17 protein-coding genes are annotated in these 25052 nt (G+C 74.3%); 6 read left to right on the forward strand and 11 right to left on the reverse strand.

The genetic code is table 11. The features are described 5' to 3' along the window. Positions 1-23: 23 nt before the first annotated feature. The 5 genes from ACFYYJ_RS11920 to ACFYYJ_RS11940 form a co-directional block, all read right to left on the reverse strand. The gene (locus ACFYYJ_RS11920; protein ID WP_389131236.1) at positions 24-1277 is read right to left on the reverse strand and encodes a type III PLP-dependent enzyme; all 1254 of its coding nucleotides are present in this window, start codon (positions 1275-1277) and stop codon (positions 24-26) included. Further along, entirely contained in the window at positions 1274-3115 is a 1842-nt protein-coding gene (locus tag ACFYYJ_RS11925; protein ID WP_389131239.1) for an IucA/IucC family protein, read from the reverse strand. Before ACFYYJ_RS11925 ends, ACFYYJ_RS11920 begins: the two co-directional genes overlap by 4 nt. Continuing rightward, positions 3115-4458, reverse strand: coding sequence for an MFS transporter (locus ACFYYJ_RS11930; protein WP_389131242.1), 1344 nt, complete (start codon positions 4456-4458; stop codon positions 3115-3117). The genes ACFYYJ_RS11925 and ACFYYJ_RS11930 overlap by 1 nt, the downstream gene beginning before the upstream one ends. Continuing rightward, positions 4455-6182 carry an IucA/IucC family protein gene (locus tag ACFYYJ_RS11935; protein ID WP_389131363.1) on the reverse strand — a complete coding sequence of 576 codons (1728 nt, stop codon included), beginning with the start codon at positions 6180-6182 and terminating at the stop codon, positions 4455-4457. Before ACFYYJ_RS11935 ends, ACFYYJ_RS11930 begins: the two co-directional genes overlap by 4 nt. Before the next feature lie 80 nt (positions 6183-6262). Then, complete coding sequence (locus tag ACFYYJ_RS11940) at positions 6263-7468, reverse strand: acetyl-CoA carboxylase biotin carboxylase subunit family protein (RefSeq protein WP_389131244.1); 1206 nt, start codon at positions 7466-7468, stop codon at positions 6263-6265. A gap of 258 nt (positions 7469-7726) precedes the next feature. Between ACFYYJ_RS11940 and ACFYYJ_RS11945 the strand changes: the two genes are divergently transcribed. Then, positions 7727-8641, forward strand: a complete 915-nt coding sequence (locus tag ACFYYJ_RS11945; RefSeq protein ID WP_389131246.1) for a (2Fe-2S)-binding protein — start codon at positions 7727-7729, stop codon at positions 8639-8641. 86 nt (positions 8642-8727) lie between these two features. On the opposite strand, the gene ACFYYJ_RS11950 is transcribed toward ACFYYJ_RS11945, so the two are convergent. Further along, entirely contained in the window at positions 8728-9750 is a 1023-nt protein-coding gene (locus tag ACFYYJ_RS11950; protein ID WP_385121336.1) for an ABC transporter substrate-binding protein, read from the reverse strand. A gap of 145 nt (positions 9751-9895) precedes the next feature. Here ACFYYJ_RS11950 and ACFYYJ_RS11955 point away from each other — a divergent pair, with 145 nt between their 5' ends. The 4 genes from ACFYYJ_RS11955 (at position 9896) to ACFYYJ_RS11970 (ending at position 14034) form a co-directional block, all read left to right on the forward strand. Then, the gene (locus ACFYYJ_RS11955; protein WP_389131248.1) at positions 9896-10960 is read left to right on the forward strand and encodes a FecCD family ABC transporter permease; all 1065 of its coding nucleotides are present in this window, start codon (positions 9896-9898) and stop codon (positions 10958-10960) included. Then, positions 10957-12072, forward strand: a complete 1116-nt coding sequence (locus ACFYYJ_RS11960) for a FecCD family ABC transporter permease (protein ID WP_389131250.1) — start codon at positions 10957-10959, stop codon at positions 12070-12072. Before ACFYYJ_RS11955 ends, ACFYYJ_RS11960 begins: the two co-directional genes overlap by 4 nt. Position 12073: 1 nt before the next feature. Then, on the forward strand, positions 12074-12943 hold the full coding sequence (locus ACFYYJ_RS11965; protein ID WP_385121331.1) for an ABC transporter ATP-binding protein: 870 nt from the start codon (positions 12074-12076) through the stop codon (positions 12941-12943). Between the two features lie 161 nt (positions 12944-13104). Then, positions 13105-14034, forward strand: coding sequence for an ion transporter (locus ACFYYJ_RS11970; protein WP_385121329.1), 930 nt, complete (start codon positions 13105-13107; stop codon positions 14032-14034). Here the strand turns inward: ACFYYJ_RS11970 and ACFYYJ_RS11975 are convergent. The 4 genes from ACFYYJ_RS11975 to ACFYYJ_RS11990 are packed head-to-tail and all read right to left on the reverse strand — an operon-like array spanning position 14017 to position 22382. Beyond that, on the reverse strand, positions 14017-17697 hold the full coding sequence (locus ACFYYJ_RS11975; protein ID WP_389131252.1) for an SAV_2336 N-terminal domain-related protein: 3681 nt from the start codon (positions 17695-17697) through the stop codon (positions 14017-14019). The genes ACFYYJ_RS11970 and ACFYYJ_RS11975 overlap by 18 nt on opposite strands. After that, positions 17694-18782: an AAA family ATPase gene (locus ACFYYJ_RS11980; RefSeq protein ID WP_385361558.1), complete on the reverse strand. Its 1089-nt coding sequence runs from the start codon at positions 18780-18782 to the stop codon at positions 17694-17696. Before ACFYYJ_RS11980 ends, ACFYYJ_RS11975 begins: the two co-directional genes overlap by 4 nt. Positions 18783-18828: 46 nt before the next feature. Beyond that, positions 18829-20982 carry a hypothetical protein gene (locus tag ACFYYJ_RS11985; protein WP_389131255.1) on the reverse strand — a complete coding sequence of 718 codons (2154 nt, stop codon included), beginning with the start codon at positions 20980-20982 and terminating at the stop codon, positions 18829-18831. Then, positions 20979-22382 (reverse strand): hypothetical protein, encoded by a 1404-nt coding sequence (locus ACFYYJ_RS11990; protein ID WP_385121319.1) that lies wholly within the window; start codon positions 22380-22382, stop codon positions 20979-20981. The genes ACFYYJ_RS11985 and ACFYYJ_RS11990 overlap by 4 nt, the downstream gene beginning before the upstream one ends. Before the next feature lie 203 nt (positions 22383-22585). Between ACFYYJ_RS11990 and ACFYYJ_RS11995 the strand changes: the two genes are divergently transcribed. After that, positions 22586-23527, forward strand: coding sequence for a trypsin-like serine peptidase (locus ACFYYJ_RS11995; protein ID WP_385361552.1), 942 nt, complete (start codon positions 22586-22588; stop codon positions 23525-23527). A gap of 15 nt (positions 23528-23542) precedes the next feature. Here ACFYYJ_RS11995 and ACFYYJ_RS12000 read toward each other — a convergent pair whose 3' ends face one another. Beyond that, positions 23543-24958: an FAD-dependent oxidoreductase gene (locus ACFYYJ_RS12000; protein WP_389131258.1), complete on the reverse strand. Its 1416-nt coding sequence runs from the start codon at positions 24956-24958 to the stop codon at positions 23543-23545. Positions 24959-25052 lie beyond the last annotated feature (94 nt).

Genomic DNA, 25052 nt, shown 5'->3' on the forward strand with positions numbered 1-25052 from the left:
CCACACAAGGTCGTTGGGTGCTGTCAGGGCCTCGCAGGAGCGGTTCGGGCCGGGTCGTTTTCGCCCGAAGTGACGAAGTGGAAACCGGGGCGCGGGTGCATCAGGAAGTCGTGGTGCGAGATGTTCCAGGCGTAGGCGCCCGCCAGACCGAAGGCCACGCGGTCGCCCGCCCGCAGGCCCGGGGCGGGCACGTCGCGGGACAGCAGGTCCTTCGGGGTGCAGAGCTGCCCGGTGAGGGTGACCAGTTGCCCGGCCGCGGCGGGGCGGGGCCAGGGGTGGGTCCACTCGGGCACGGGGAGCACGGTGCAGGGCTGGTCGTGGCCCTTGGTCGCCGGGGTGCGCATGTGGTGGGTGCCGCCGCGGACCACGGCGAACTCCTCGCCGTGGCTGTGCTTCACGTCCAGTACCTCGGTGGCGTACCAGCCGCAGTACGCGGTGAGCGCCCGGCCCGGCTCGATCCGCAGGGTGAGGCCGGGGTGGGCGTCCGCGAGGCGGGCGAGGCCGGCGCCGTACGAGGTCCAGTCGAAGCGGGTCTCGGGGGCGGCGTAGTCGACGCTCATGCCGCCGCCGATGTTCACCTCGGCCAGGGGGACGCCGTGGCGGGCGGCGAGGTCCACGGCCCAGGTGACGACCGATCCGGCGACCGCCAGCTGCTCGGGGGCGTGCAGGCCGCTCGCCAGGTGGGCGTGCACGCCGAGCAGCCGCAGCCGCGGGCAGGTGCCGTCGGTGAGCAGCCGGACGGCCTCGTCGGCCTCGGCCGGGTCGAGGCCGAAGGGGGTGGGACGGCCTCCCATGGCCAGCGAGCTGCCTTCGAGGGAGGCGGCGGCCAGGGGGAGGTTGAAGCGGAGCAGCACTCCGGGGACGGCGGCCCCGGGATCGGTGGTGGTGCGCGCGGCGAGGGCGGCCAGCACGCGCAGTTCGTGCAGGCTCTCAACGTGGAAGCGTTCCACGCCCAGTTCGAGTGCGGCCGCCAGCTCGGCGGGGGTCTTGCCGGGTCCGCTGAAGGCGAGGGCGCGGCCGGGCACGGCCTTGGCCACGTGGGCGAGCTCGCCTCCGGACGAGACCTCGTAGCCGTCGACGTACGGGCCGAGGGCGGCCAGGACCTCCGGCTCCGGGTTGGCCTTGGCCGCGTAGTACAGCTCGACCCGCTCCGGAAGGGCCGCCCGGACGGCCGCGGCGTGCTCGCCCAGCGCGGTCAGGTCGTAGAGGTACGCGGGCAGTTCGGTGCCGTCGAGCGTGGCGAGGCGGCTGCGCACCGCGGGGGTGGGGGCGGTCATCGGGCGCTCCGGGTGTCGCGTTCGTGGGCGTGGGCGTGGGCGTGGACGTCGGCGTCCGCGTCGGCGTGGAGTCGCAGCCCCTGGGACAGCACGTCCTCGGCGAGCGGGGAGGCGAGCCGGACGTAACCGGCGTCGCGGTCGGCCTTGCGCTCCCAGCGGGTCAGCAGGTTGGCCTTGGCGGGCAGCGGCACCCCTGCGAGCAGGGCGGCGAGGCGCGGCGGGCAGCCGTGCCGGTCGGCGTACGCCTGGAGGGTGGCGCGGACCTCGGCCCACAGGGCGGCCTCGGTGTGCGGGTGCAGGTCGGCGAGGGCGGCGAGCACCTCGGCGATGTGGTTGACGAGCAGGCAGTACACGACCCGGTCCCAGCCGCGCTGGGCGTCGTACGTCATCGGGCCCGCGACGTCGGCCGGGAGGGCGGCGAGGAGGTCGGCGTGCTGCTCGGGGACCAGCTTGGTGCCCTCCAGGTCGCGGAAGAGGACCTGGGCGGGCATGCCCTCCTCGTCGACGCAGACGACGACGTTCTGCAGGTGCGGTTCGAGGACGAGGCCGTGGTCGAAGTACGCCGCCAGGACGGGCGGGACGAGCAGTTCGAGGTACGCCGTCCACCAGTCGAGGGCGGTCCGCGCGGAGGCGTGGCCGAGCAGCCGGGAGACGTGCGCGGGGCCGGTGGGGTACTCGTCGGCGACGGCCGCGGCCAGGAGCGGGGTGGTTCCGGGCATCAGCCGGGCCAGCAGGCCCTCGCGGACGATCACGCCGAAGCCTTCGAGGAGGGAGCGGTCCGGGGTGCCGTCGGGGCCGGGCAGGGCGATGCTGCGGTAGGCGGGCTCGCGGAGCATCGCGGTGCCGGGGAAGCGGGTCTCCAGGTCGGTGAGGACCGGTGCCAGCAGGCGGGTCAGGGCGACCGCGCCGGACAGTTCGTAACTGGCGTTCTTGCGAAGGCAGTTGGTGATGCGGATGTTGAGACTGAACTTCAGGAAGGCGGCCCCGTCGTACAGGGTCCGCACGGAGGCGGTGGCGGCGAACGGCCGGCCGGCTTCGCCCAGGTCCAGGATGTCCCCGCGGTCGAACGCGGCGCGCAGCCGCGGGTGTTCGCGCAGCATCTCGTACTGCCACGGGTGCGCGGGGAGCAGCCGGTAGCCGTCGGGCACGTCGGCGCGCAGCCGGTCCAGGGGCGCCGCGGCTCCTTCGGCTGCGGCTTCCTCTGCGATCAGGTGCTCGCGGACGGCGAGGTGGCGCAGCCGGAAGGAGGCGCCGGCCTCGGGGGCGTAGGCGAGCCAGGAGGCGGTGTCGCCGGTGCGGGCCTTGGGGGTGGGGTGGAAGCGGTGGCCGAAGACGAGGGACTGCTCGGACTCCAGATAGGCCGCGAGCCCGTCGCCGTCCCCGACCCCGCCCCTGCTCCCTTCCGCTTCCTCGGCCGGCCGCTGGGCCCGTACGGCGAGCGCGGCCGAGACGGCCTGGTGGCTGGAGGCGATCTGCTCCAGGAACTCCTCGTTGCGCACGTCGGTGCGCAGGGCGAGCTCGTCGTGGGCGTACTCGGCGAGGCGGCGCCAGCCGATCTCCGCCCAGCCGCCGTCGCGCTGCTCCCGTACGGGCCCGGTGAAGCGGTGGGCGCCCAGCAGGGACGTGCGGCGCAGGGCGGCGCGCAGCAGTACTCCGCGCCGGGGCAGCCACAGCAGCAGGTGTCCGTCGGCGACGGCGGTCTGGTGCTCGGGGCCGGACAGCTCGCGCAGCAGGCAGTTCAGGAGGGTGTGGACGACGGCCTCGTCGGCCGTGGGCAGCCCGGTGGGGCCGGCGGAGGGGAGGAGGGCGGCGGTACCGATCTCATCGGTCAGGGACATCAACGGCTCCAGCGGGTGCGGAGAGAGCGGAGGTTCGGGGCCGGGAGGGCCCGGAGGGCCGGGAGGGCGGTGGCGCAGACGGTGAGCAGCGCCACGGCGGTGCCGATCAGCACCGGTGCGGTGGGCCCGTACAGGCCGTTGCCCGCGGCGGCGGCCAGCCCGGCGACGACCGCGCCGGCCTTGGAGAAGAATTCGATCGAGCCGAACAGGCCGCCGGGGGCGCGGCCCTTGGCGCAGTCGGAGGCCATCACGGCGAGGCAGACGAGGCCGAGGGTGAGACCGGCACCGAGCAGCAGCCGGACGGCGACCAGGGTGGCGAGCGAGTGGGCGGGTCCGTGCCCGGCGAGCCCGAGGGCTATGCACGCGAAGCCGACCGCGAGACCGAGGCGGGGTCGGCGGTGGAACGCGGAGTGCACCCACATGGCCGTGGCGAGGTAGCAGAGGTGGGGCAGGGCGAAGAGGACTCCGGACACCGCCGGGGAGGTGCCGGGGATCCGCTCCTCGACGAGGGAGATCAGGTACGGGAAGGAGATCACCGTGGAGAAGACGAAGGCGAACTCCAGGGCGTACAGCCCGCGCAGCGAGGTCACCCGCCGGCCCCCTCCGGCGGGGGCCGCCGGGCCTGCCGGGGCCGCCTCGGCGGCCACACCCGCGGGGGCCGCCCGCTCCGCCGCGGGCGGGTGGGCGGCGGGCGGGGCGTCCGGGGTGGTCCGGGAGGTACGGGAGGTACGGGATTCCGGCAGGGCGGTGATCAGCAGCGCCGCCGTCAGGGGGAGCACGGCCAGCAGGGCGTACTGGCGGTGCGGGGACAGCCACGGCGAGAGGCCGCCCACCACGATCGGGGCCAGGACCAGCGCCGCTCGGGCGGCGCCCTGCATCAGGGTGAGCGCCCTGGAGAGCTCCGCCCCCTCCAGCGCGGCCCCCAGGTAGCAGTTGGACGCCGCGAAGGTGCCGCCGAGGATGCCCTGGAGCACCAGCGCCACCGTGAAGGCGGGGATGGACTCGGCCCAGCCGGCCAGCAGGAAGGACACGGCCAGACCCAACTGGGCGCGCAGCAGAAGCCGTTTGCGGCCGAACCGGTCGGCGAGCCGGCCCCACAGCGGGGCGCCGACGGCCGCGAAGACGGTGGGGACGATGTAGAGCACGCCGGCCCAGCTCGCGTCGCGGTCGCCGAGCTCCGGGAGGATCTCGGTGAGGAAGGGAGGGAGACCGAGCGCCGCGAAGGAGGCCACGAAGTAGCAGCCGGCGACGGCGTGGACCTGCCTCCGGCCGAGGGTCGGACGGGGCTCGGGAGGGCCCGCGGCCGACGCGTCGCGCAGCTCCGGGGGCGCCGCCGCGCTCATCTCGCACTCCCGCGGTTCAGGAGGTAGTTGGGGCCGGTGGTGTAGTGCTTGTTGATGTCGGCCGCGCCCGAGCGTTCCTTGCTGAGCAGGGTTCCGGCGCTGACCATCGCCTTGACGGGCAGCTCCGGCGCGTCCAGGACCCGGGCGCGCAGCACGCCCCCCGGCTCCCCGGCACCGGTGCCCAGCCTTTCGACGGCCTCGGCGAGCCGGTCGCGTACGAGGTCCAGCAGGGCGCCGGCGCCGGCTCGGCCGTGCCGGGCGAGCCCGAAGGCGTACGAGCCGGCGCACAGGTGCAGGGTGATCGTGGTGAACATGTCGGTCAGCGGCCGGTCGTCCTCGCACAGGATGCGGGCGTCGTCGAAGCCGAGCGGCGCGTCGGCGCCGAGGCTCGCCCGGACGCGGGCCGCGTGGACGCGCGGGCTGTCGTCGTCCTTGAGCAGCAGCCGCATGCGGGTCTCCCCGGCCGGGCCGTGGTCGAGCACGAGGGAGATGTTCTGCTGGTGCGACTCCAGGGCGATGCCGTGGCCGAACAGGGTCGTCTGCAAGTCGAAGAGCAGCCGCAGGTAGGCGTCGAGCAGGGCGATCGGGTCGCCGCCGTAGAACCGGTCGGCGAGGTGGTCGATCAGCAGCCTCCCGCCGGGGGCTTCGGCGAGCAGGGCGGCGAGCGGGGTGACGACGGCGTCGTCGAGGCCGGCCGGGAGGCGGCGGCAGAGCGCGGCGAGGAGCTCGTGTCCGGCGTGGGCGTGGACGGTCTCGTCGGCGTGCAGGACCACGCCCCGGAACCGCGGTTCGCGGGAGATGACGGTTTCCAGCAGCCGCTGGCCCGCGACCCCGTCGGCGAGGAAGCCGGGCCGGATGATCCGGCGGTTGCGCAGCCCCAGGGTGGCGGTGGCCATGGGGACCTTGACGTGCAGGGTGGGGTCGGCGGTGACGGCGACCGTGCGCATGGACAGCGTGGGGACGACGTCGAGGTACGGGCGCTCCGCGAGCACGGCCCGGTCGGCCAGGCCCGCGGCGCTCAGGGCCTCGCGCAGCGGCGCCCCGACGGTGAGCGGGTGGACGGGGAGGGCGAGGTGGGTTCCGTCGAGCGCGGGCAGGCCGAGCGCGGCCGGGGTGGGCCAGGCGTCGGGCAGCGCGTCGGGGCCGCCCGCGACGGTGAGGTCCCGCTCGGGCACGACGATCCAGCGCAGCGCGAAGTGCGGATGGAATTCGGGCGCGTGGGCTCGCAGTTGGGCTTCGTCTAGGCCGGAGCGGCCGCGTGCGGTGGGGTACACCGGGTGGTCGAGGCGCGCGGCGAGGGTGTCGTGGGCGATCCCGGCGGCGGGCCCGGTCCAGTCGGCGGGGTCTTCCCCGTACGCGGCGGTGAGGGCGGCGGCGACCTCGTCGCGGGTGCGGTCGTGCAGGCGCATGGTCGCGAGGGTCTGGCGGCATTCCTCGGCGAAGGCGTCGAAGCCGGCACGGTCGGCGGGGTCGGCGAGCGCGCGGAGGGCGCCCAGGACCTCGTCGTGGGTGGTCAGTTCGCGGCCGTCCGACTCCCGGGCGAGCAGCGGCAACCGGGCGCCGCACTCGCCCTGGTAGCCGTCCGGGGCGACCGGCAGGAGCAGGGCGTCTCCGTCGCCTGCGGGTAGCCGCAGCCAGCGGCCGTCGGCGCGGTCGACGGTGGTGGTGCGGGTGCGCAGGCCGACGACGTCCTCGCGCAGGAGCGCGCCGAGGACGCGGAGCATCAGCTCGGCTTCGACCTCGACCTCGACCTCGACCTCGATGACGTCGGCGGGGGCCGACAGGGCGGCCGGGGCGGTCGTGGTCACGGGGTGATCTCCCAGCGCTGGGACGCGAGGTGGTCGTCGGCGACGCGGTCGACGGTCCGCTGGTCCGCGCCGCGGCCGACCGCGCGCAGTGCGCCGACGTAGTCGCGGTTTGTGCCGTACACCTCGTGCCGCTCCCCCACCGCGCGCAGCGGCCGGTAGGTCAGTTCGACGCCGTCGACGGTGAGGTCGGCGGCCTCGGGCGCGGCCGTGAGGGTGCCGGCGGTGCGGGCGCAGGGGTAGTCGACCAGGGCGCTGCCGTCCGCGCGGACGCCGAGGTCGGCGGGGAGCGGCTCGCCCAGGTGCGTACGGAGGACGTGTTCGAAGAGCGGGACGTCCAGCAGGCGGGCGAGCATCAGGTCGATCTGGTCGCCGATGGCCCGGTAGTTGACCTCGATGATGCGGGCGCGGCCCTCGTGCACGACGAACTCGGTGTGGCAGATGCCGAATCCGACGCCGAGGGCGTCGAGTTGGGCGAGGACCTGCCGGGTGACGGGTTCGGGATGGGCACCGACGAAGGTGCAGCGCTCCTCGATGAAGTACGGGGGCGGGGACAGCCGGGTGTGGAAGCCGCCGAGCACGTGACGGACCGTGCCGTCGCCGAGCGTCTCGATGCTGTACAGCTCGCCGGCCAGGTACTCCTCGACGACGAGGGCCGCCGACGGCCGGCGTTCCTGGATCTCCTTGCAGCGCAGGACGAGCTCCTCGGGTCCCTCGACCAGCACCACGTCCTCGCTGGCCACGCCTTCCCGGGGCTTGACCACGCACGGGTAGGGCACGTCCAGGGCGGTGAGGGCGGCCGGGTCCAGGCCGGCGGCGAGCTCCGCGGACCACACCGTGTCGAGTCCGCTCGCGGCGAGGTGGCGCCGCATCTGGGCCTTGTCCTTGACGCGCAGCGCGGCCCGCCAGTCCTTGGCGGGGAGGCCGAAGTAGTCGGCGGCCAGGGCGGCCTGGGTCTGGAGGTGGTCGCTGTTGGTGAAGACCGCGTCGGGTGCGTGGTGGGTTGCGATGCGGGTGACGACCGCGCGGAAGTCGCGTACGTCGCACTCCAGGACCTCGACGTCCGGCCATGGCGACACCGCGCGGCGGTGCGCGTCGGGCTGGTCGGTGAGGAGGGTGACCCGGAGCCCGAGTCGGGCCGCGGCGGGGAGGAATCCCTCGGTCACCGAGTCGGTGGGGTTGAGTGCGAGCAGGTACAACCGCATGGGTTGGGCCCCTTCCGAGTCCTGGGCTGTGGGGGTGAGCGGGTGACTGCTTTCCGGCACGCCTCGGCGCCGACGGATGTGCGCAACGAAGTTCCGCACCCGCCGACTCAAGCAGCTTAGGTTAGCCAACCCTTAGTCTCAACTGCCGTTCGAGACACGCGGGGTGGCGCGGCGACCATGATCATAGATCATTGGGTTAAGGTAAGCCTTACCTACTCCCTCGCATGGAGTCCTCGTGTCGCACATGATCGAGAACCGATGACGGCGGTCCCGCGCATCGCGTCTCCCCCACGTCCCGTCCCGGACTGCACCGCCGCACTGGCGCGGACCTACGGCCGCCTCGCGGCGGTCTGCGAGGCGCTGGACGTCCGGGTGGCGGCCGCCGGAACACCACCCTTCGTACGGCCCTTCGCACAACCGTCCGCACACCCCCGTCGGTGGGTCGGCGGCGCGGAGCTGGCGGACCGTACGGATCCGGCCGGCGGCCAGGAGGCCCTGGACGCCTTCGTCGCCGCCGAGGCCGACCGCATCCGGCGGGGCCACGGCCACGATCCGCGCCCCGACGTCGCCGCCTCGCGCGCGCTCCACGACTACCTCTGGAGCGTCGGCCTGCTGATGAGCGGCGTCTGGTACCTGGAGCGGCGCGTGCCCCGGGTCCGCCCGCGCGAGGTGCGCGTCGACCTGTCCACGGGCACGTTCGAGATCGCACCGGGGGCCGGGTTCGCGTGCCTGCCCGGCGATCCGGCGGCGCACCTGCCGGGGGCCCGGGTGGTCGCGGACGAGGAGGCCCTGCGCGCCGAGTTGCGCGCGGCCGTCGCCGATCACTTCCGGCCGTTGCTGGCCGCCGTCGGGCCGCGGGTCCGCCGCCGGGACCGGGCCCTGTGGGGCATGGCCACCGACGACCTCGTCTCCGGGATCTGGTACCTGGGCCGCTCGCTGGGTCAGGAGGAGCGGGCGGTGCGCGAGGCGACCGAGCTGCTCCCCACCGCCATAGCCCCCTTCCCCGGAGGCGCCGACTTCCGGCGCCTCACGGACCGCGCCGGGCACGCGCACCCGACCCGCACCCGGCTCGGGTGCTGCATGTACTACACCCTGGACCCGTCCCGGGCCTGCGCCACCTGCCCGCGGACCTGCGACGCGGAGCGGCTTCGCCGGATCGAGGAGCAGGCCTGAGCGCGTACGCCGAGGGGCCGGTCCCCGTCCCGTACTCCTGGAGTACGGGACGGGGACCGGCCCCTCGCCCCGGTGGGCCGCGCCGCCTACTTGGCGGGGTCCACCTGGAAGGCCTTGGCGAGGTCGTCGAGGACCACGTCGGCGCCCTGGAGGGAGACCGAGGTCATCCAGGTGGCGTCGTCGACCTCGTGGACCTGGTTCTTCTGCACCGCGTTGAGGCGCTGCCACAGCGGGTTGGCGAGGAACTTCTTCTTGCGCTCCTCACCGCCCGAGAAGCTGGTGGTGAAGATGTGGTCGGCGTCGGCCTGCTGGATCTGCTCCTCGCTGATCTCGATGTTGAACTTCGCCTCGTCGCGCTGGTTCTCGGGGCGCGTCAGACCCATGTCGGCGAGGATGATGCCGCTGAAGGTCTTCGGCAGGTAGATGCGCGTCGGACCGTCGACGAAGCGGACGACCGAGAAGGTGGGCTTGCCGTCGGCCCCGGAGCCGCCGCCCTTGGCGTTGATGGCGTCGCCGATCTTCTTGGCCCGGGTCTGGTACGCCGTCAGCTTGGCCGCGGCCTTCTCCTCCTGACCCAGCGCCTGGCCGAGGAAGGTGATGTTCTCCTTCCAGATCGGACCGGTGGTCTTCACGAAGACGGTCGGCGCGATCTGGCTCAGACGGTCGTAGAAGTCGGCGTGACGGACCGTCGCCGAGACGATGAGGTCGGGCTTGAGGGCCGCGATCGCCTCCAGGTTGGGGCTGTCGAGCGGACCGACGTCCTTGGTGTCCTTCACCGCGGCGCCGAGGTAGGGCGGGAAGCCCTTCTGGTCACGGTACGAGCCGATGCCGCCGACCAGCGGCGCGTCCAGCGCGACGACCGCCTCGACCAGGCTGTTGTCCAGCGCCACCACGCGCTTGGGCTTGGCCTTGATCTCCGTCTTGCCCTTGTCGTGGGTGATCGTGCGCGGGAAGCCGGCCGACTCGGCGGTGGTGGACTTCGACGACTCGGCGCCCGGCTTCTTGTCGTCGCCGCTGCCGCCGCAGGCGGCCAGCGAGAGGGCGAGGGCCGCCGTCAGTACGGCAGCGGCGATCCGGCCCGGCCGGCGGCGCTGAGTGAAGGTGTTCATCGGTTCTCGGTTCTCCAGAGGGAACATTCGTTCTTAGGTAAGGCTTGCCTGAGTGAACGCGTTGTGAAGACTAGCTGCTCTTCGTGGTCAAAATCCAGACGGAACCATGGAACAAATTCGGTTAGGCATCCCTTACCTTGTGTGAGTGTCTCTGAAGCCCGTCACCGCGCCCCCCGGCGCGGCCATCGCCCCAACCGTCCCGCCACCCCGCAGAGTTGTGTCCCGCTCCCTGGTGCTCGCGGCGCTGGCCGTCATCGTGGCGGCCATGGTCTGCGCCTCCCTCGCGATCGGCACCAAGGCCGTGCCGCTCTCCGACGTACTGGCCGCGATATCGGGCAGCGACGCCGGTGACGCGGTCGTGGTCCGCGAACTCCGCATGCCCCGCACCTTCCTGGGCCTGCTGGTCGGTCTCTCGCTGGGCGCCGCCGGCGCGGTCGCCCAGGACATCACCCGCAATCCGCTCGGCGACCCCGGCCTGATCGGCATCAGCGCGGGCGGCTCGTTCGCGGTCGCCGCGAGCATCGGCATGCTGGGACTGACGAGTTCGTACCAGTACATCTGGTTCGCGTTCCTCGGCGGGGCACTCGCCGGGCTCATCGCCTACGCCGTCGGCGGCACCGGCTACGGCGGCGCCACCCCGGCCAAACTGGCCCTGGCCGGCGCGGCCGTGACCGTCCTGCTCGACGCGGGCACCAACACCCTGGTGCTGCTCGACGTCCGCACCCTGGACCAGTACCGCTTCTGGGCCGTGGGCTCCCTGGCCGGCCGCGATTCCGAACTGGGCGTGCAGCTACTGCCGTTCGTCGTCGTCGGACTCGTCCTCGCCATCGGACTCAGCGGCCGCCTCAACGCGCTCGCCCTCGGCGACGACCTCGCCAGCTCGCTCGGCACCCCGGTCAAGTCCACCCGCGCCCTGGGCGCCCTCGCCGTGGTCCTGCTGACCGGCGCGGCCGTCGCCGCCGCGGGTCCGGTGACCTTCATCGGCCTGGTCGTCCCGCACGTCGTACGGGCCTTCACCGGGCCGGACGCCCGCTGGCTGGTGCCGTGTTCGGCCCTGGGCGGGGCCTCCCTGATGCTCGCGGCCGACGTGGTGGGCCGGATGGTGGCCCGGCCGGGCGAACTGGAGGCGGGTGTGGTGACCGCCCTGCTGGGCGCGCCGTTCCTCGCACTGCTGGTCAAGCGCGGCAAGCTCAAGGAGCACACCCGATGAGCACGACGAACGCGCCGGCCCCCGCCCCGGTGACCACGACGACCCGTCAGAAGAGGTCACGTCGCCTTCGGTTCGAGTTCGGCCCGCTCGGCTTCGCCGTACGCCCCCGGGTCGCGTTCGCCGTGCTCGGTCTCGTCCTGATCGGGTTCGCGGCCCTGATCGCCTCCGTGTCGCTCGGCACCTTCGCGATCCCCGTCGGCGACGTACTGGGCGCTGTCCTCGGCACCGGTTCCGGCGCGGCCGATCTGATCGTCCACCAGCTGCGGCTGCCCCGCGCCCTGACCGCGCTGCTGGTGGGCGCCGCGTTCGGGCTGGCCGGCGCCGTGTTCCAGGCCGTCACCCGCAACCCGCTCGCCAGCCCGGACCTGATCGGCATCGCGGCCGGCGCCGGGGCCGGCGCGGTGTGCTCGATCCTCATCGGCGGAGTCACCGCGGCCGGCGCCGGCACCTTCGGGGCCGTGCCGTTCGGGGCCCTCGCCGGCGCCCTGCTGACCTCGCTCGCCATCTACCTGCTGGCCTACCGGGACGGCACCATCACCGGGTACCGCTTCGTCCTCGTCGGCCTCGCCGCGAACGGCGCCCTGATCGCGCTGACCCGCTGGCTGCTGGCCCGCGCCGACATCGACCAGGCCTCCCGCGCGATGGTGTGGCTGACCGGCAGCCTCAACGGGCGCGGCTACGAGCACGTCCAGTGGGCCGGGACGGCGCTGGCGGTGCTCGTACCGCTGACGCTGGCGCTCGCCCGCCCGTACCAGCTGCTCCAGTACGACGACGACACCGCGCGCAGCCTCGGCATCCCGCTGCGGCACGCCCGGATCGCCCTCCTGGTCCTCGCCACCTGCCTCACCGCGCTGGCCACGTCCGCGGCCGGACCGATCGCCTTCATCGCGCTGGGCGCCCCGCAGATCGCGCGGCGGATCACCGGCAGCGCCGGCATCCCCCTGGTCACCAGCGCGCTGACCGGGTCGGTGCTGCTGATCCTCGCCGACCTGGCCGCACGCCTCGTCCTCGCCCCGACCGAACTGCCCGTCGGCGTCCTCACCGGCGCCGTGGGCGCCCCGTACCTGCTGCTGCTCCTCGCCCGTACCAACCGGGCCGGAAAGGGAGGCTGACATGACCGCCCCGCTGACCGAGACCCCGTCCACGGGCACCGCGCCCACCGACAGCGCGCCCACCGCCCCGCACGCCTCCGCGCTGCACACCTCCGCGCTGCGCCTGGGCTACGGCGACCGCATCGTCTCCGAGCAGCTCGACCTCGACATCCCGGCCGGGCGGGTGACGGCGCTGGTCGGCCCGAACGCGTGCGGGAAGTCCACCGCGCTGCGGGCACTGGCCCGGCTCCTGAAGCCCGCCGGCGGCGCCGTCCACCTGGACGGCGAGGACATCGCGGGCCTGTCCGCACGGGAGTTCGCGCTGCGCCTGGCCCTGCTGCCGCAGACCCCCAGCGCCCCGGACGGCATCTCCGTGCGCGACCTCGTGGCCCGCGGCCGCACCCCGCACCAGCGGTGGTGGCGCCAGTGGTCCTCCTCCGACGAGGCCGCGGTGGACGCGGCCCTGGCCGCGACGGGGTCCGCTGAGCTGGCGACCCGCTCCATCGACGAACTGTCGGGCGGCCAGCGCCAGCGCGTGTGGATCGCGATGGCCCTGGCCCAGCACACGCCGGTACTGCTGCTGGACGAGCCGACGACCTACCTCGACCTGGCCCACCAGGTCGACGTCCTCGAACTGGTCGCCGACCTCAACCGCACGGAGGGCCGCACGGTGGTGATGGTCCTGCACGAGCTCAACCTCGCCTGCCGCTACGCCGGACACCTCGTCGCGATGCGCGACGGCCGGATCGTCGCCGCCGGCCCGCCGTCCGAGATCGTCACCCCCGACCTGGTCCACGAGGTCTTCGGCCTGCGGGCCGAGGTCATCGAATGCCCGGTCGCCGGCACCCCCCTCGTCATCCCGATGGGCGGCCGCCGCACGGAAATCGTCTGACATCGCCCGACGGGGCCGCGAGGGGCTCCTGCTACGTATGCGACGGGTGTGAAACCCGATCGGCTGTAACGCGTTAGAGGCATGGGGCACGGGCCCGACCGATCACCCGCCCGACCGCCCCATCGCCCGCCTGCGACGCAGTCGAACGTACGAGGAGCACGATGACCAGCGCGACGACGACGAACCCGAAGCCGAAGCCGGCCGGACGCGGCCGGATGAAGCTCGCGGCCCGCTGCCGGCTCGTCACCGAAGCCCCCGCCTTCGGGATCGTCGTCTTCTGCGCGATCCTCTTCAACGCCGCGCTGATGGGCCTGGAGACGTACAGCGGACTCGCCGGGGAGTACCGGCTGGTGCTGGGCGCGGCGGAGAACTGCTGCCTGGCCCTGTTCACCGTCGAGATCCTGCTGCGGATCGGCGCGCAGGCCGACCAGCCGAAAGCATTCTTCCGCGACCCGTGGAACCTCTTCGACCTCGCGGTCGTGGCCTCCGCCTTCCTGCCGTTCGTCCGCGAGAACACCACCATCCTGCGACTGCTGCGGCTGGCCCGCGTCCTGCGCACGGCACGCTTCCTGCCGCACCTGCGGATCCTGCTGATCGCCGTGGGCCGCAGCCTGCCGGGCACGGCCAGCTTCCTGTTCGTGGGGGCGCTGGTGGTGTACGTGTACGCCATGATCGGCTGGGTCTGCTTCGCGGAGGCCGACCCCGAGCACTACGGCTCGGTGGGCCGGGCCGGGCTCACCCTGTTCCTGCTGACCACGCTCGACGGGCTGACGGACGCGGTGCGGGCGGGGCTGCAGATCTCCCGGCTCAGCATCGTCTTCTACGCGTCGTACGCGCTGCTCGCCTCCTTCGTGCTGGTCAACGTGCTGATCGGTGTCGTCCTCAACTCCCTCGACGAGGCGCGGGAGATCGAGGAGGAGAACAACCGCGTCCCGGCGCAGGCGGGCCCGGAGGGGACGGACCTCAAGGAACGGATCGCCACGGCGCGGCGGGCGCTGGACGAACTGGAGGCGAGCCTGCCGGTGGCTGCCGCCGGACCGGTGGAGACCCGGCCGGAGCGCGAGCTGGAGGGCTCACGCTCCGGAGCCTGAACCGCCGCCTTCCTCCGCGGGGTCGCGCAGCCGGATGTCGCGAGTGCCGTCCGGGCGCCACTCGACCACCCAGCGGTCCGGCTCGTCGGAAGCGGGCAGCTCCACGTCCGTGTTCGCTTCGAAGGTCACGCCGTCGAAGCGGACACGGCCCCCGAAGTCGGCGGAGTCGAAGGTCACCACCTCCTTGAACACCGTCCCCCGCGACACCATGCCGCGCTCCCAAGCCGTACGGTCGAAGTGCACCGGTCCGGAGAAGACGGCCGCGTGCAGGCCGGTCATCCCACGGAAGACCGTGCGAGTGAAGTCGGCGATTCCCGTGACCCGGATCCCGTTCAGATCGGTCGGCCCTTCCCACACGGCCCGCTCGAACGAGACGCGTCCGTCGAATCGGCAGCCCGTGAACCCGGCGGCGTCCCTGAAGACGGTCCGGCGGAACGTGGCCCCCTGCCGGAACCGGGTGCCCTCGAAGGAAGCGACGTGCTGGAACTCGGCGCCGTCGAAGGAGGCCCTCCCGTGGAAGGCGGAACCGTCGAACCACGCCCGTCCCTCGAACACGGCGTGGTCGAAGGAGGCCCGGTCCGAGAACATCGCCGGCGCGGTGGTCCAGCCTTCCGTGAAATGCGCTCGGCCGAAGTCCGCCGGGCCCAGCATCACGCGGTCGGTCCCCTCCTCCGCCAGCGGCATCAGCACCTTCCCGAGCAGCCCCGGTCCGAAGGTGGTCCCCCTGAAGTCCAAGGACGATCCCGGCCTGAGAGTGCCGAGATAGGCGTCGCGGGCCGAACGGTCCAGGTGTTCCAGACAGCGCTCGTACCCCGGCAGCCGGATGCCGATGCAGCCCTCGGGCTGCGCGGTGCGGTAGCCGCACAGCGGCCAGTCGATGTCCTCGCCCCGGAACTCGTCCGCATCCACCAGGGCCTGCCCCAGCTCGGCCGGGTCGCCGATGGACACCCAGCCCGGCGGCCCGTCCCCGCCCACCGCCAGCGTGCGGAGGCCCGCGATCCCGAGGAGCACGCCGAGCTCCTCGTACAGCGAGTGGGACAGCAGCGTCAGAAGGGGTTCGGACGACACCCGGCGTACCAGATCCTCGGCTTGCCTCACCGCCGGCGCGAAGTCGGCCGCCCCCTCGGTCACCACCACGGTGAACCCCTCGAGCCACGGGCGCTGAGCACTGATCACCTCGGCCGATCGTGCGGGCAGTTCACGCAGCATCCGGCCGACCGCGTCGAAGGATCCCGGCTCGTCCACCACGACGACCCCCACCTCGTCGGAACCCTCGATCACCGGAGCCGCCGCCCCGGCGTCCCGCACCAGGCCCCTCAGGAACTCGGCGAGCGGCGGCGCCGCCGCGTACCGCGCCGGGATCGCGTCGATTCCGTCCGGCACGGGCCGGGACCGCTGCGCCACGCGGGCGCCGACGACCAGGCCCACTCGACCTGGCCGGTTCGCCGTCCTGCGCACGGCCCTGTGCGCCTTGAGCACCTCCCTGAAGCCCGGCTGGTCCAGCAGGGACCGGCCCGACAGGAAGACCATGCGGTCCGGCCAGACCCCGTGGACGACACCGATCAGCTCCCCGTCACGGGAGACCGGGCCGCCACGGTAGTGCGTCCAGTTCTCCGGCTCGGCGGAGAGCCGTACGAGCTCGGCGTTTGCGGCGCCGCTGGACGGGAGCACCTCCCCCGTCAGCGCGGCCCTCTCCCCCTGGTCGGTGAAGCCGTCCACCCGAACCCGCCTCCCGGCCGCCTCCCCCGGCGCCCAGCGCAGGCGGATGGCGAAGACCGCCGGCTCCGCGATGTCCTCGTCCGCCGCCAGTAGATGGACCCGGGGCAGCGCCTCCTCCGACCACACCGGGCGGCAGGGAACCTCCCTTCCACCGGCTCGAACCCAGACGACCGTGCTTCCCGGGAGCGGCGCGTCCCCGACCGTGAGCACCAGCCGCGGCGTCAGCAGGATGCCGACCTCTTGCGGCTCCGACAGTGCGTCGTACCGGACCCGGACCACCCGCTCGGCCAGCCCCGGCTGCGGTGGCCCGGCCTCCGGAAGGCCCGGACGCGGCCTCGCCGCGAACGGGACGGCGTCCGGAGGGACCGGCCGGCGGCCCTCGCGGCCGTTCGTGACGCGGGTCGCGGAGAAGTCCGGTCCCGGGCCCCGGTTGCGGGTCATGTACTCCCAAACGCGGCGGCGCACGAGTTCCCGTACGGCCGCCACCTCTCCGCGCAGCTGTGAGCCGAGCAGTGCCTCCCGTACACCCGGCAGGAATTCGAACTCGACTTCTTCCGGGCCCTGTTCGGGGCCCCACGGCGCGAAGAGCCCGCCGAGGGCGACCTCCGCCAGGTGCCCGTGCTCCGAGTCCCGCAGCAGCGAGCGCCGTACGAGGGTCATCACCGGCAGGGTCAGCGGTACGGCGGCCAGGTGGGCGGCGAGCCGCTGGGCGGTCGGGGAGGCGTTCGCGCGGAAGCGTTCCACGACCTCCAGAGCGGTGGCGGCCACCGGCGGGGCAGGGGTGTCCGGAGGCGCCGTGAAGCCCGGTCGCGCGTCCAGGCGCAGGCAGGCCAGGCGGTGTCGGCGGCCGTCGCCGGAGACCACGCGCAGCAGTCGGGCCAGGCTCTCCGAGGCCAGTCCGACCACGGGGACGACGGCGGGGGCCGGGGCGGTGGCGGGGACGGGGCGCCGCCGGCGGGTGGCGCCGCGGCCGCCGGGGAAGCGTTGCCAGGTGCGGGTGGCGACGGCCGGGCGGTCCGCGCGGAGCGAGAAGGGGACGGGCCGGACCGCGCCGCGCGTCCACAGCCGTTCGGGCAGCACGTTCAGCACGGCCACGGCGTTGTGCGCGCTCCAGTGCCGCAGCACGCCCTGGAGCGGGGCTTCGCGCCAGCCGCCCGCCACGGTGTCGGAGAGCACGAGGAGCAGCCGGCGGCCCGCCGGGGCGGCCAGTTCGCGGGGGTTGCGGGGCGGCCCGCCCCGGCGGTGGGCGACCGTCGGGGTGGCTCCGGACGCGGTGCCGGACAGCTGCCAGGTGCGCACGTCGCGGAAGACCCCGCTGCGGGTGAGCACCTTGCCGAGCTCGTCCACGAGGTCGGCCCAGAGCAGCATCGAGTGGTGGGTGTCGACGACCAGGGCCAGGTCCAGCAGGCGGCTCTCGGCGGGCCGCAGGACCGGGGTGGGCACCATCCTCTCGATGCTGCGTTCCACGGTGAGCTGCTCGTCCAGCTCCTCCCCCGGCCCGCCGATGGAGCGCCGGCCGACGGGGCGCAGGGCGCGCATCAGGCCGAGCGGATCGTCGAGGGAGCCGGCGCGCGGCAGTCGCAGGGGCGTGCCGCGGCGGCCGGCGGCGGCGTCGCCTGCTCTCCCCGCGGGGGCCGTCGCCGGATCCCCCTCCGGGTCGCGGACGGGCACGGTGGCCTGGTACAGCCGTACGGCCGGTTCGGCGCCGTCCCGGCCCCCGCCGTGGGCCGGGGCGGGCGGGGGCGCCTCGGATCCGGCGGCCGGCGGCTGCTCGCCCCCGGAGCCGGCCCGCGGCGTCACCGGTGGGCGGGCGGCCGCCGGGTCCACCCGGGCCGCCAGCCACAGGATGTCGGCGATCTCCTCGACGCCGACGCCGGGGCGCGGCCCGCCGTTCCCGGCACCGTCGGGGAACTCGGCGAAGGCGGCGAGCAGTTCCTCGATCACGCCGTCGGCCCGGTCAGGTGCTGCATCACGGTGTCGAGGAAGCGGTCGCGGTCGCCGGGGGCCGACCAGGCGCCGGAGAGCCGGAGTTGGATGGCGTTGAGGAGTTGGTCGGTGGCCAGGTCGCCGTCCTCGGCGCGGTCGAGGAAGGCCCGTACGAGTTCCCGGTACTCCTCGTCGCTCTCGATGTCGACGCCGAGGCGGCGGCGCACGATGCGGGCGAGCTTGCCGAGTCCGGGGGCATCCAGGTGGAGGCGGACGCAGCGGCGCAGGAAGGCGGGCGGGAAGTCGCGTTCGCCGTTGCTGGTGAGGACGACCACGGGGAAGTAGCGGCACTGGACGCGGCCTTCCTCGACGCGCACGGCGGCGTCGAGGCCGTCGGCCGTGCCGATGGGCACGGTGCGGCTCTGTTTGGCGAGGCGGGCGAGTTCGGGGATGACGAAGCCGCCGTCCTCGAAGACGGTGAGGAGGTCGCCGGGCAGGTCGATGTCGCTCTTGTCGATCTCGTCGACGAGGAGCACGCGGGGGCGGTCCTGCGGCAGGAGTGCGGTACCGAGCGGGCCCAGGCTCAGGTAGCGGGAGATGGAGGGGGCGCCGGCGGGAGCGGGCACGGCGGCGGGCACGGCGCCGGGCGCGGCCGGTGCGGAGCCGGGCGGGCGCAGTTGTTCCAGGCCCGCCTCCTGGAGGCGTCCGACGGCGTCGTAGAGGTACAGCCCGTCGCGCAGGACGGTCCGGCTGGTGATCGGCCAGTGCAGTACGGGCCCGAGGCCCAGGTCCGTCGCGATGCTGTAGGCGAGCGAGGACTTGCCGACGCCCGGCTTCCCGGTGATGAGGAGCGGCCTGCGCAGGAGCAGCGCCGTGTTGACGACGTCCTTCTCCGGCTCGTCGGGTACGTAGCCCTCCCCCCGCTCCACCGTCTGCCGCCAGGCCTTGCCCTCACAGCCCGGTGGCGCGTACTCCGGGTCCGGGACGCCGTTGAACCTGCGCCAGGGCGGCGGCGGACCGGCCTCCAGGCGGGCGCGCCGGTCCGCGCCCTCACCGGTCCCTTGGTACAGCCACCAGTCCTTCGCCACTGCCTGTGCCTCCATCGTCGGTGTCGCCGTCCGTCCGTGATCGGGGAGAAGGGATCAGGGGTCAGGGATCAGGGGTGGGTCGGGGGTCCGGCGGACAGGCCAGGGGCCGGAGGCCCGGCACGTCGTCGGGATCGTCCCACAACAGAACCAACTGGTCTGCCCCCGGCGGCGGTTGGAAGGGGCGCGCATGTGCGCCCGGGGGCACTCCGGCGGCCGCCCGGCGCACCTCCCGTACGCGCGCGGGCAGGTCGAGCACGTCGAGCGCCCCGGGGTCGGGGCGGCCGTCGGGCCCGGCGGGGGCGAGCAGGTCCAGGAGTGCGGGCTCCGGAGTGCCGCCGCCGCGCCGCCACACCGCCACCGGAACTCCCCCTTCGAGCACGGCCTCCAGCAGCCCTTCGTGCGGGGCGGCGGTGGTGTGCGCCACGACGCAGGCGGGGGCGGGACCCGCCGCCAGTTCCATCCCGAGGGTGTCCGTGGTCTCGGCGTCCCACACGACCCGGACGGCCTCGGGGTGTCGGCCGCCCCGGATGCACAGCCACCGCCATTTGGTGTGCCACTCGGCCCGGGTGTCGGCCCGTTCCTCCGGGCAGCGCACCACGACCTGGTACAGCAGGCCGAGGGCGCGGCGGCGCCCCGCCGGGCCGCGCGGCACCGGCCACTGGTCGAAGTCGGTGTCCAGCAGCTCGTACGGGACGTGGAACTCGATCCGGTCCACGGCCGCGTACGGCACCCCGGGCGCGGGGCCGCCCGCCCGTGCCCCGCCGATCAGCGCGAGCTGCCGCAGCAGCTCCTCCCGTACGGCCTCCAGCGTGAGCGGGGCGCCCTGCGACTCCCACACCTGCCGGGTCCCGTCGCCACGCAGCCACATCCGCACCAGGAACCCGTCCTCGCCGCCCGGCGGCAGGTCCAGCCGGACGTCCAGGGCGGTCCGGGGCGCCGGGCTCGGGGGCGGGGGCAGCACGGGCAGGGCCAGTCGGGCGCGGGTTTCGCGTACCCATTCCAGCAGCCGGGCCGCCCAGGCCGCGTCGGTCGGGGCGGCCCGGTCGGCCAGGAACCGTACGAAGGGCACGGCGAGCGGCATGCCGGTGCCCGCGGTGCCGCCGCCCTGGCGCTCGTCCAGGTCCTGGACCACGTCGAGCAGGCTGTCGCCGGGCAGGCCGGCGGCCATCGGGGTGGTGCAGCCGGCCGCCTTGAAGGCCCACGTGTAGGCCTCGTGGGCGTGGCGCGGCAGGCTCCGGCCCGCGAAGAGGACGCCGAGTCCGTCCCAGGCGGCCTGGTCGAGCCGGGTGGCCCGGGGCGGGGCGTGCCGGGGCCGGTCGGCGCCGGACAGGTCCTCGTCGAGGAAGGAGCAGGCGTCCCAGTCCCGGTCGACGAGGAACTGCGGCAGCTGCCAGCCCTCGCCGCGGTCGCGCTGCTCCCGGAAGGCACGGTGGATGGTGCGGGCGGAGGCGGCGAGCCCGGTGACCCCTTCCCGCACCGACCGCTGTCCGAGTTCCGTGAGCAGGGCCTCGGTGAAGCGGCCCGCGCCGCGTTCGGCGTCGTTCTGCGCGGCTTCGCCCTCGCGGGAGGCGTAGAGCCGGAACTGGCGTCGGCCGGGCACCGAACTGCCGCCGCCGTAGTCGTTGCTGCCGAAGTTCCAGCGGGTGTCGCGGGGTGCGTCGACGCGGCAGGCGTCGACGAGGGCGGCCTGGAGCGGGAACCTGCGGGACCTGACGAGGTCGGTGCGCCACCAGCGCAGCGCCGAGTCGAGGTTGAGGTGGCGGATCTGGCCGGGTTGGGCGTCCGCGCAGGGCAGCATCAGTTCGTCACGGGGGCCGAGGTAGCCGTGACCGGCCCAGAAGATCCAGAGCAGGTCGCCGTCGCACTGCGGGAGTTCGTCGAGCAGCGCCGATTTCACGTTGCCCTCGGTGGCCGGCCGGTGCGTCGTGCGCAGGGCGGCCATGGCCGGGGAGTCCGACCAGTCGAGGGTGTCCGGCTCGTCGATCGGGGACAGCAGCAGCCGTACGTTGCCGGGCGGCACCTGCGCGGGCCCGGTCAGCCAGCGTGCGAAGCGCAGGGCGTCGCGGGCGGCGCCGCGCAGGTTCCAACGGGGGCTCACGGCGTACCGCTCGACCCCGGCGACCAGCGCGAAGGTCCGGCCGGGGCCGAGGCCCTCCGGCAGGAAGCCCGGGTCCGGGTCCGTGCCGGGGCCCGGTCCCGCCACGTCGGCGGTCACCCGATCCCCGCCTCGGTCACCGCCTGCCCGATCCGCTCGTAGAGGGTGTTCTGCTTCCAGTACGCGCTGTGGCAGGCGGGGAAGGGCTGGCGGCTGCCCACCTCGTGGTCGCTGATGCGCGGGTCTCCGGGGAAGACGGGGGCCGCGAGGTAGGCGAGCACGTCCTGGCGGTCGTACACGTTGAGCCAGCGGGGGAAGCGGTACGGGAGCTTCTCGCCGGGCTCCAACGCGGTGAGCGCGCCGAGTTCGTACAGGAACGGGGCCTGGGAGCCGACGGTGACGAGGAGTTCGACACCGGGTACGGGCTCCCCGCGGGCGGCGGCGAGGGCGAGGAGGTCGACGAGGGCGATGCCGCCGAGGCTGTGGCCGATGAGTACGGTCGGCCCCGGCCGGGAGGTGATCTCGGCGCGCAGGAACTCGCGCAGGGCGTGGCCGCGGGCCTGGTAGCGCAGGATGTCGCCGAGCGCGGGGGTGGCGCCGACGGTGAGGGAGCCGCGCCAGGCGTTGAGCAGGGGCTGCGTGGTGACGCGCAGCGCGAGCCGGCCCAGGACGGCGGCCGCGCGGCCGCCGGGCACCCGGGCGTCGCCGCCGAGGCGGGTGGTGAGCAGCTCGACGAGGCGGTCGCGTTCGGCGCCGGTGCAGTCGGCTTCGACCCCGGCGGAGGCGAGCGCGGCGGCGGTCACGGCCCGCGCGAGTACGGTGGCGAGCTCCGCCGCCTGCCCGGCGTCGACGGCCCGCCCTCCGGCCCGCGCGACTTCGGCGGAGCCGGCGACGAGGTCCACCGCCCCGGGCAGCCGCACCCCGAGCCCGGTCCCGCGCGACAACGCACCGAGCTCACCACCACCGCCCGCCGCGCGGGCCGCGCGGGATCCGTCGACTCCCGGGGCCGCGCCGGTCGTGTACGCCGCGTGTGCCGCCGCGGCCACGCCGGTTCCGTGGCTCGCGCCGGCCCCATCGCCCGCAGGACCCGCATCCGCCCGCTCCGACGCACGGCCCGCGAGGGCCCCCGCGGCGGTCGGGGGGAACTCGTCCCGTAGGGCCGCCAGCAGGCCCAGCACCCTGGCGCCCTCCGGCCGGACGCCCGGCATGGCGAAGCCGTCGTCGTCCTGGTCGCCCTCCCAGCCGGCCTCCGCCAGCACCCGCACCTCGCACAGCGGGTCGGCGATCAGCAGGGCCCAGGCGGCCGTCTCCGCGTCGGCGCCCTCCGCCTCCGGTCCCGGCCGCAGGCCCGGTACGGACCGGCCGCCCGCGCCGAGGTCCGCCCCGAAGCGGTCACCCCAGTAGCAGGAGTCGACGTCCGCCCCGGGAAAGCGGCCGGCCAGCCGCTCCCGTACCAGTCCGAACAGCGAGTCGTGCCGCTCCCGCCGCACCCCCGTACCGTGGACAAAGAGAAACCGCATCCCACCCTCCCCCTCGCACAGTCGCTCGCCCCCGCCCGGCACGATAGCGCCGAGCCGCCAACCGGCGTCAGGGATGTGCGAGTTCGGAACGCACACGACGACGCCCCGACTGTGAGCACGAACACGTCCCGGACCCGGAACCCACTCGCCCTCCCGGCCCATCTGACGGTAGGTCGTCAATGTCTGTGAGGTGGGAGCACCGGATGGTCGGCAGGGTTGAGGCGCGGGTCGTACGGGGCTCCGTGCTCCTCGTCGTCCTGTGCGCGCTGGTCCTCGCGGGCGGCTGGTACGCATGGGAGCTGCGGGCCATCGCCGCCCACCTCGCGGACGGGGATCCGGAGCGGGGCGTGTACCAGCAGGACCCGGAGCGGGCGGACCGCACGGCCTCCGAAGTCCTCGACGGGATCGTCCGGGAGGCCGCGGAGCCGGCGACGGACGCCAAGGCCTTCGGGGGCGGCGGGAAGGTGAGCTGGCGGTCCGCCGGGTGGAAGCCCTCGGATCCCCTGGTGGCCCGTCCGGCCGCGGCCGAGCCAGCGATCGGCGCGCTGTTCTCCCCCGGCCGGGACGCCGACCCCGACCACCACTGCTCGGCCGCGGTGGTCCGATCCCCCGGCGGCGACCTGATCGTCACCGCCGCCCACTGCGTGTACACCCGCGGCTTCCGCACCAACCTGGCCTTCGCCCCCGGCTACCGCGACGGCGTGGCACAGTACGGCATCTGGGTTCCGACACGCATCGACGTGGACCCCCGTTGGATCGACGACCAGGACCCGGACCATGACGTCGCCTTCATCCGGCTGCGCCGCCCGGGCTATCCCGGGCAGCGACTGGAGGACGTCACCGGGGCGGAGACCATCGCCTTCGGTTCCGAACTCCCGCTCCCCGCAAGGGTCGTGGGCTATCCGAACGACACCGAGGAGCCGTTGGACTGCCGCAACACGGCGGTGGCGGCGGGCCCGACGCAGTTGCGGCTGGACTGCGCGGACGTCCCCAACGGCACGAGCGGCGGGCCGATCCTGACCGACGGCAACACCCTGATCGGGGTGATCGGCGGGCGGGACGGGGGCGGCGACGAGGAGACCTCGTACAGCAGTTACTTCGGCGACGGGGTCCGGTCCCTGTACGAGCGCGCCACGAAGCCCTAGGGCCTGTCTTTCGGCCTAACTTCCGGGTCCGGCCGCCGGCGGGGCGTGGTGCGGTGGGTAGGCGTCGGCCGTGGGGGAGGTCGGCAGGCGCCACTTGGACAGGACTCGGACCACCGTGCCCGGGCTGAGCAGGGTGGTCGGCGGGGCCGTGAGGGAGAGGACTCCGAAGAAGCGGCCGGCGATGGCCTGGTCGGCGTTGGCGCCGACCATCACACGCGCCATGTAGCCCTGGAGGACCTTCGTGGCCCGGTCGGGCGGCGGGCCCTCCGTTCCGGGGTAGCGCATGTCCTCGCTGGTGGCGATCTGCCAGGCCACTTCCGCCTCGGCGATCGCCCTGCGCTGGATGCGGCGGGCGGCGGCCGGGACGTCGCGGGGGGCCAGGTCGGCGATCTCCTTGCGCAGGGCGTCCGCGACGAGCGCCGCGACCGTCATCCCGTGCCCGTAGACCGGATTGAACCGGCAGGCCGCGTCGCCGAGTACGACGAATCCGGCCGGCCAGCGGTCCAACCTCTCGTAGTGGCGCCACTCGTTCGCGGTGGAGCGGAACGCGGTCGCCGGGGACAGCGGCTTCGCGTCGCGCAGCGCGTCGTGGAGCACCGGGCTGCGCAGGCTGCGGGCGAAGTCGAGGAACTCCTCGTCCCCGGTGGGCGGGGCGTGCTCGCCGTTGCCGATGAGGGTCGCCAGCCACCGGTCCTCGCCGTCCTGCGGGATGAGCACGGCCCCTCGCGGGAGGTCCGGGCGGCCCTGGATGTAGAGGCCCTGCCAGCGCCGTTCCGGGTCGGGCAGGATCTCGAAGTAGCGGCTGGAGTAGCCGAGGTGGGAGTCGTAGCGGGTGGTCTCCGGCGTCGGGAAGCCGAGCGCGGCCAGCCAGGCGGGGGCCCTGGAGGTGCGTCCGGTCGCGTCGACCACGAACCGCGCGGCCAGCGGGTCACCGTCGCGGAACTCCACGCCGGTCACCGAGCGCCCGTCCGGTCTGCCGACGAGCCCGGTGGCCAGGCTGCCGGCGCGCAGCCGGATCCGCTCGTGCCGCAGCACCTCGCGGCGTAAGGTCCAGTCGAGCAACTCGCGGCTCGCCAGGAGGATTTCCGAGCCGTCGACCCCGTCGAACCAGTCGGCGGGGCTGAGCCAGAGGAAGTCCCTGGGGCTGTTCAGCAGGGCGGCCCCGCGGGCTCGCAGCTTCTCCGTTACCCCGGGCAGCAGTTCCTCGATCAGCCGGATGCCCCGGGACCACAGCACGTGCACGTGTCGGGACTGCGGGATGCCCGGCCGGAAGGACGGTGCGGCCTCGGCCGGTTCGTCCTTCTCGACCAGGGTCACCCGCGCGAACCGGTCCGCGAGGACCCGCGCCGCCAGCATTCCGGCGATGCCCGCCCCGAGGACCACCGCGTGGTCGTGGGCTTCTGGGTGGTTGTCCGTGTCGTCGTCGCTCATGTCGCCGAGTCTCCCGGGGAGCGGGGCGGGCAGGTCAGGGGCGGTTCGGGGCGCCCGGATGCGCCCCGGGGGCGGACGGGCTCACGGCGGGGCG

Origin of the sequence: Streptomyces sp. NPDC002467 (assembly GCF_042889825.1) — a bacterium.
In the GTDB taxonomy this organism is placed as follows: Bacteria; Actinomycetota; Actinomycetes; order Streptomycetales; family Streptomycetaceae; genus Streptomyces.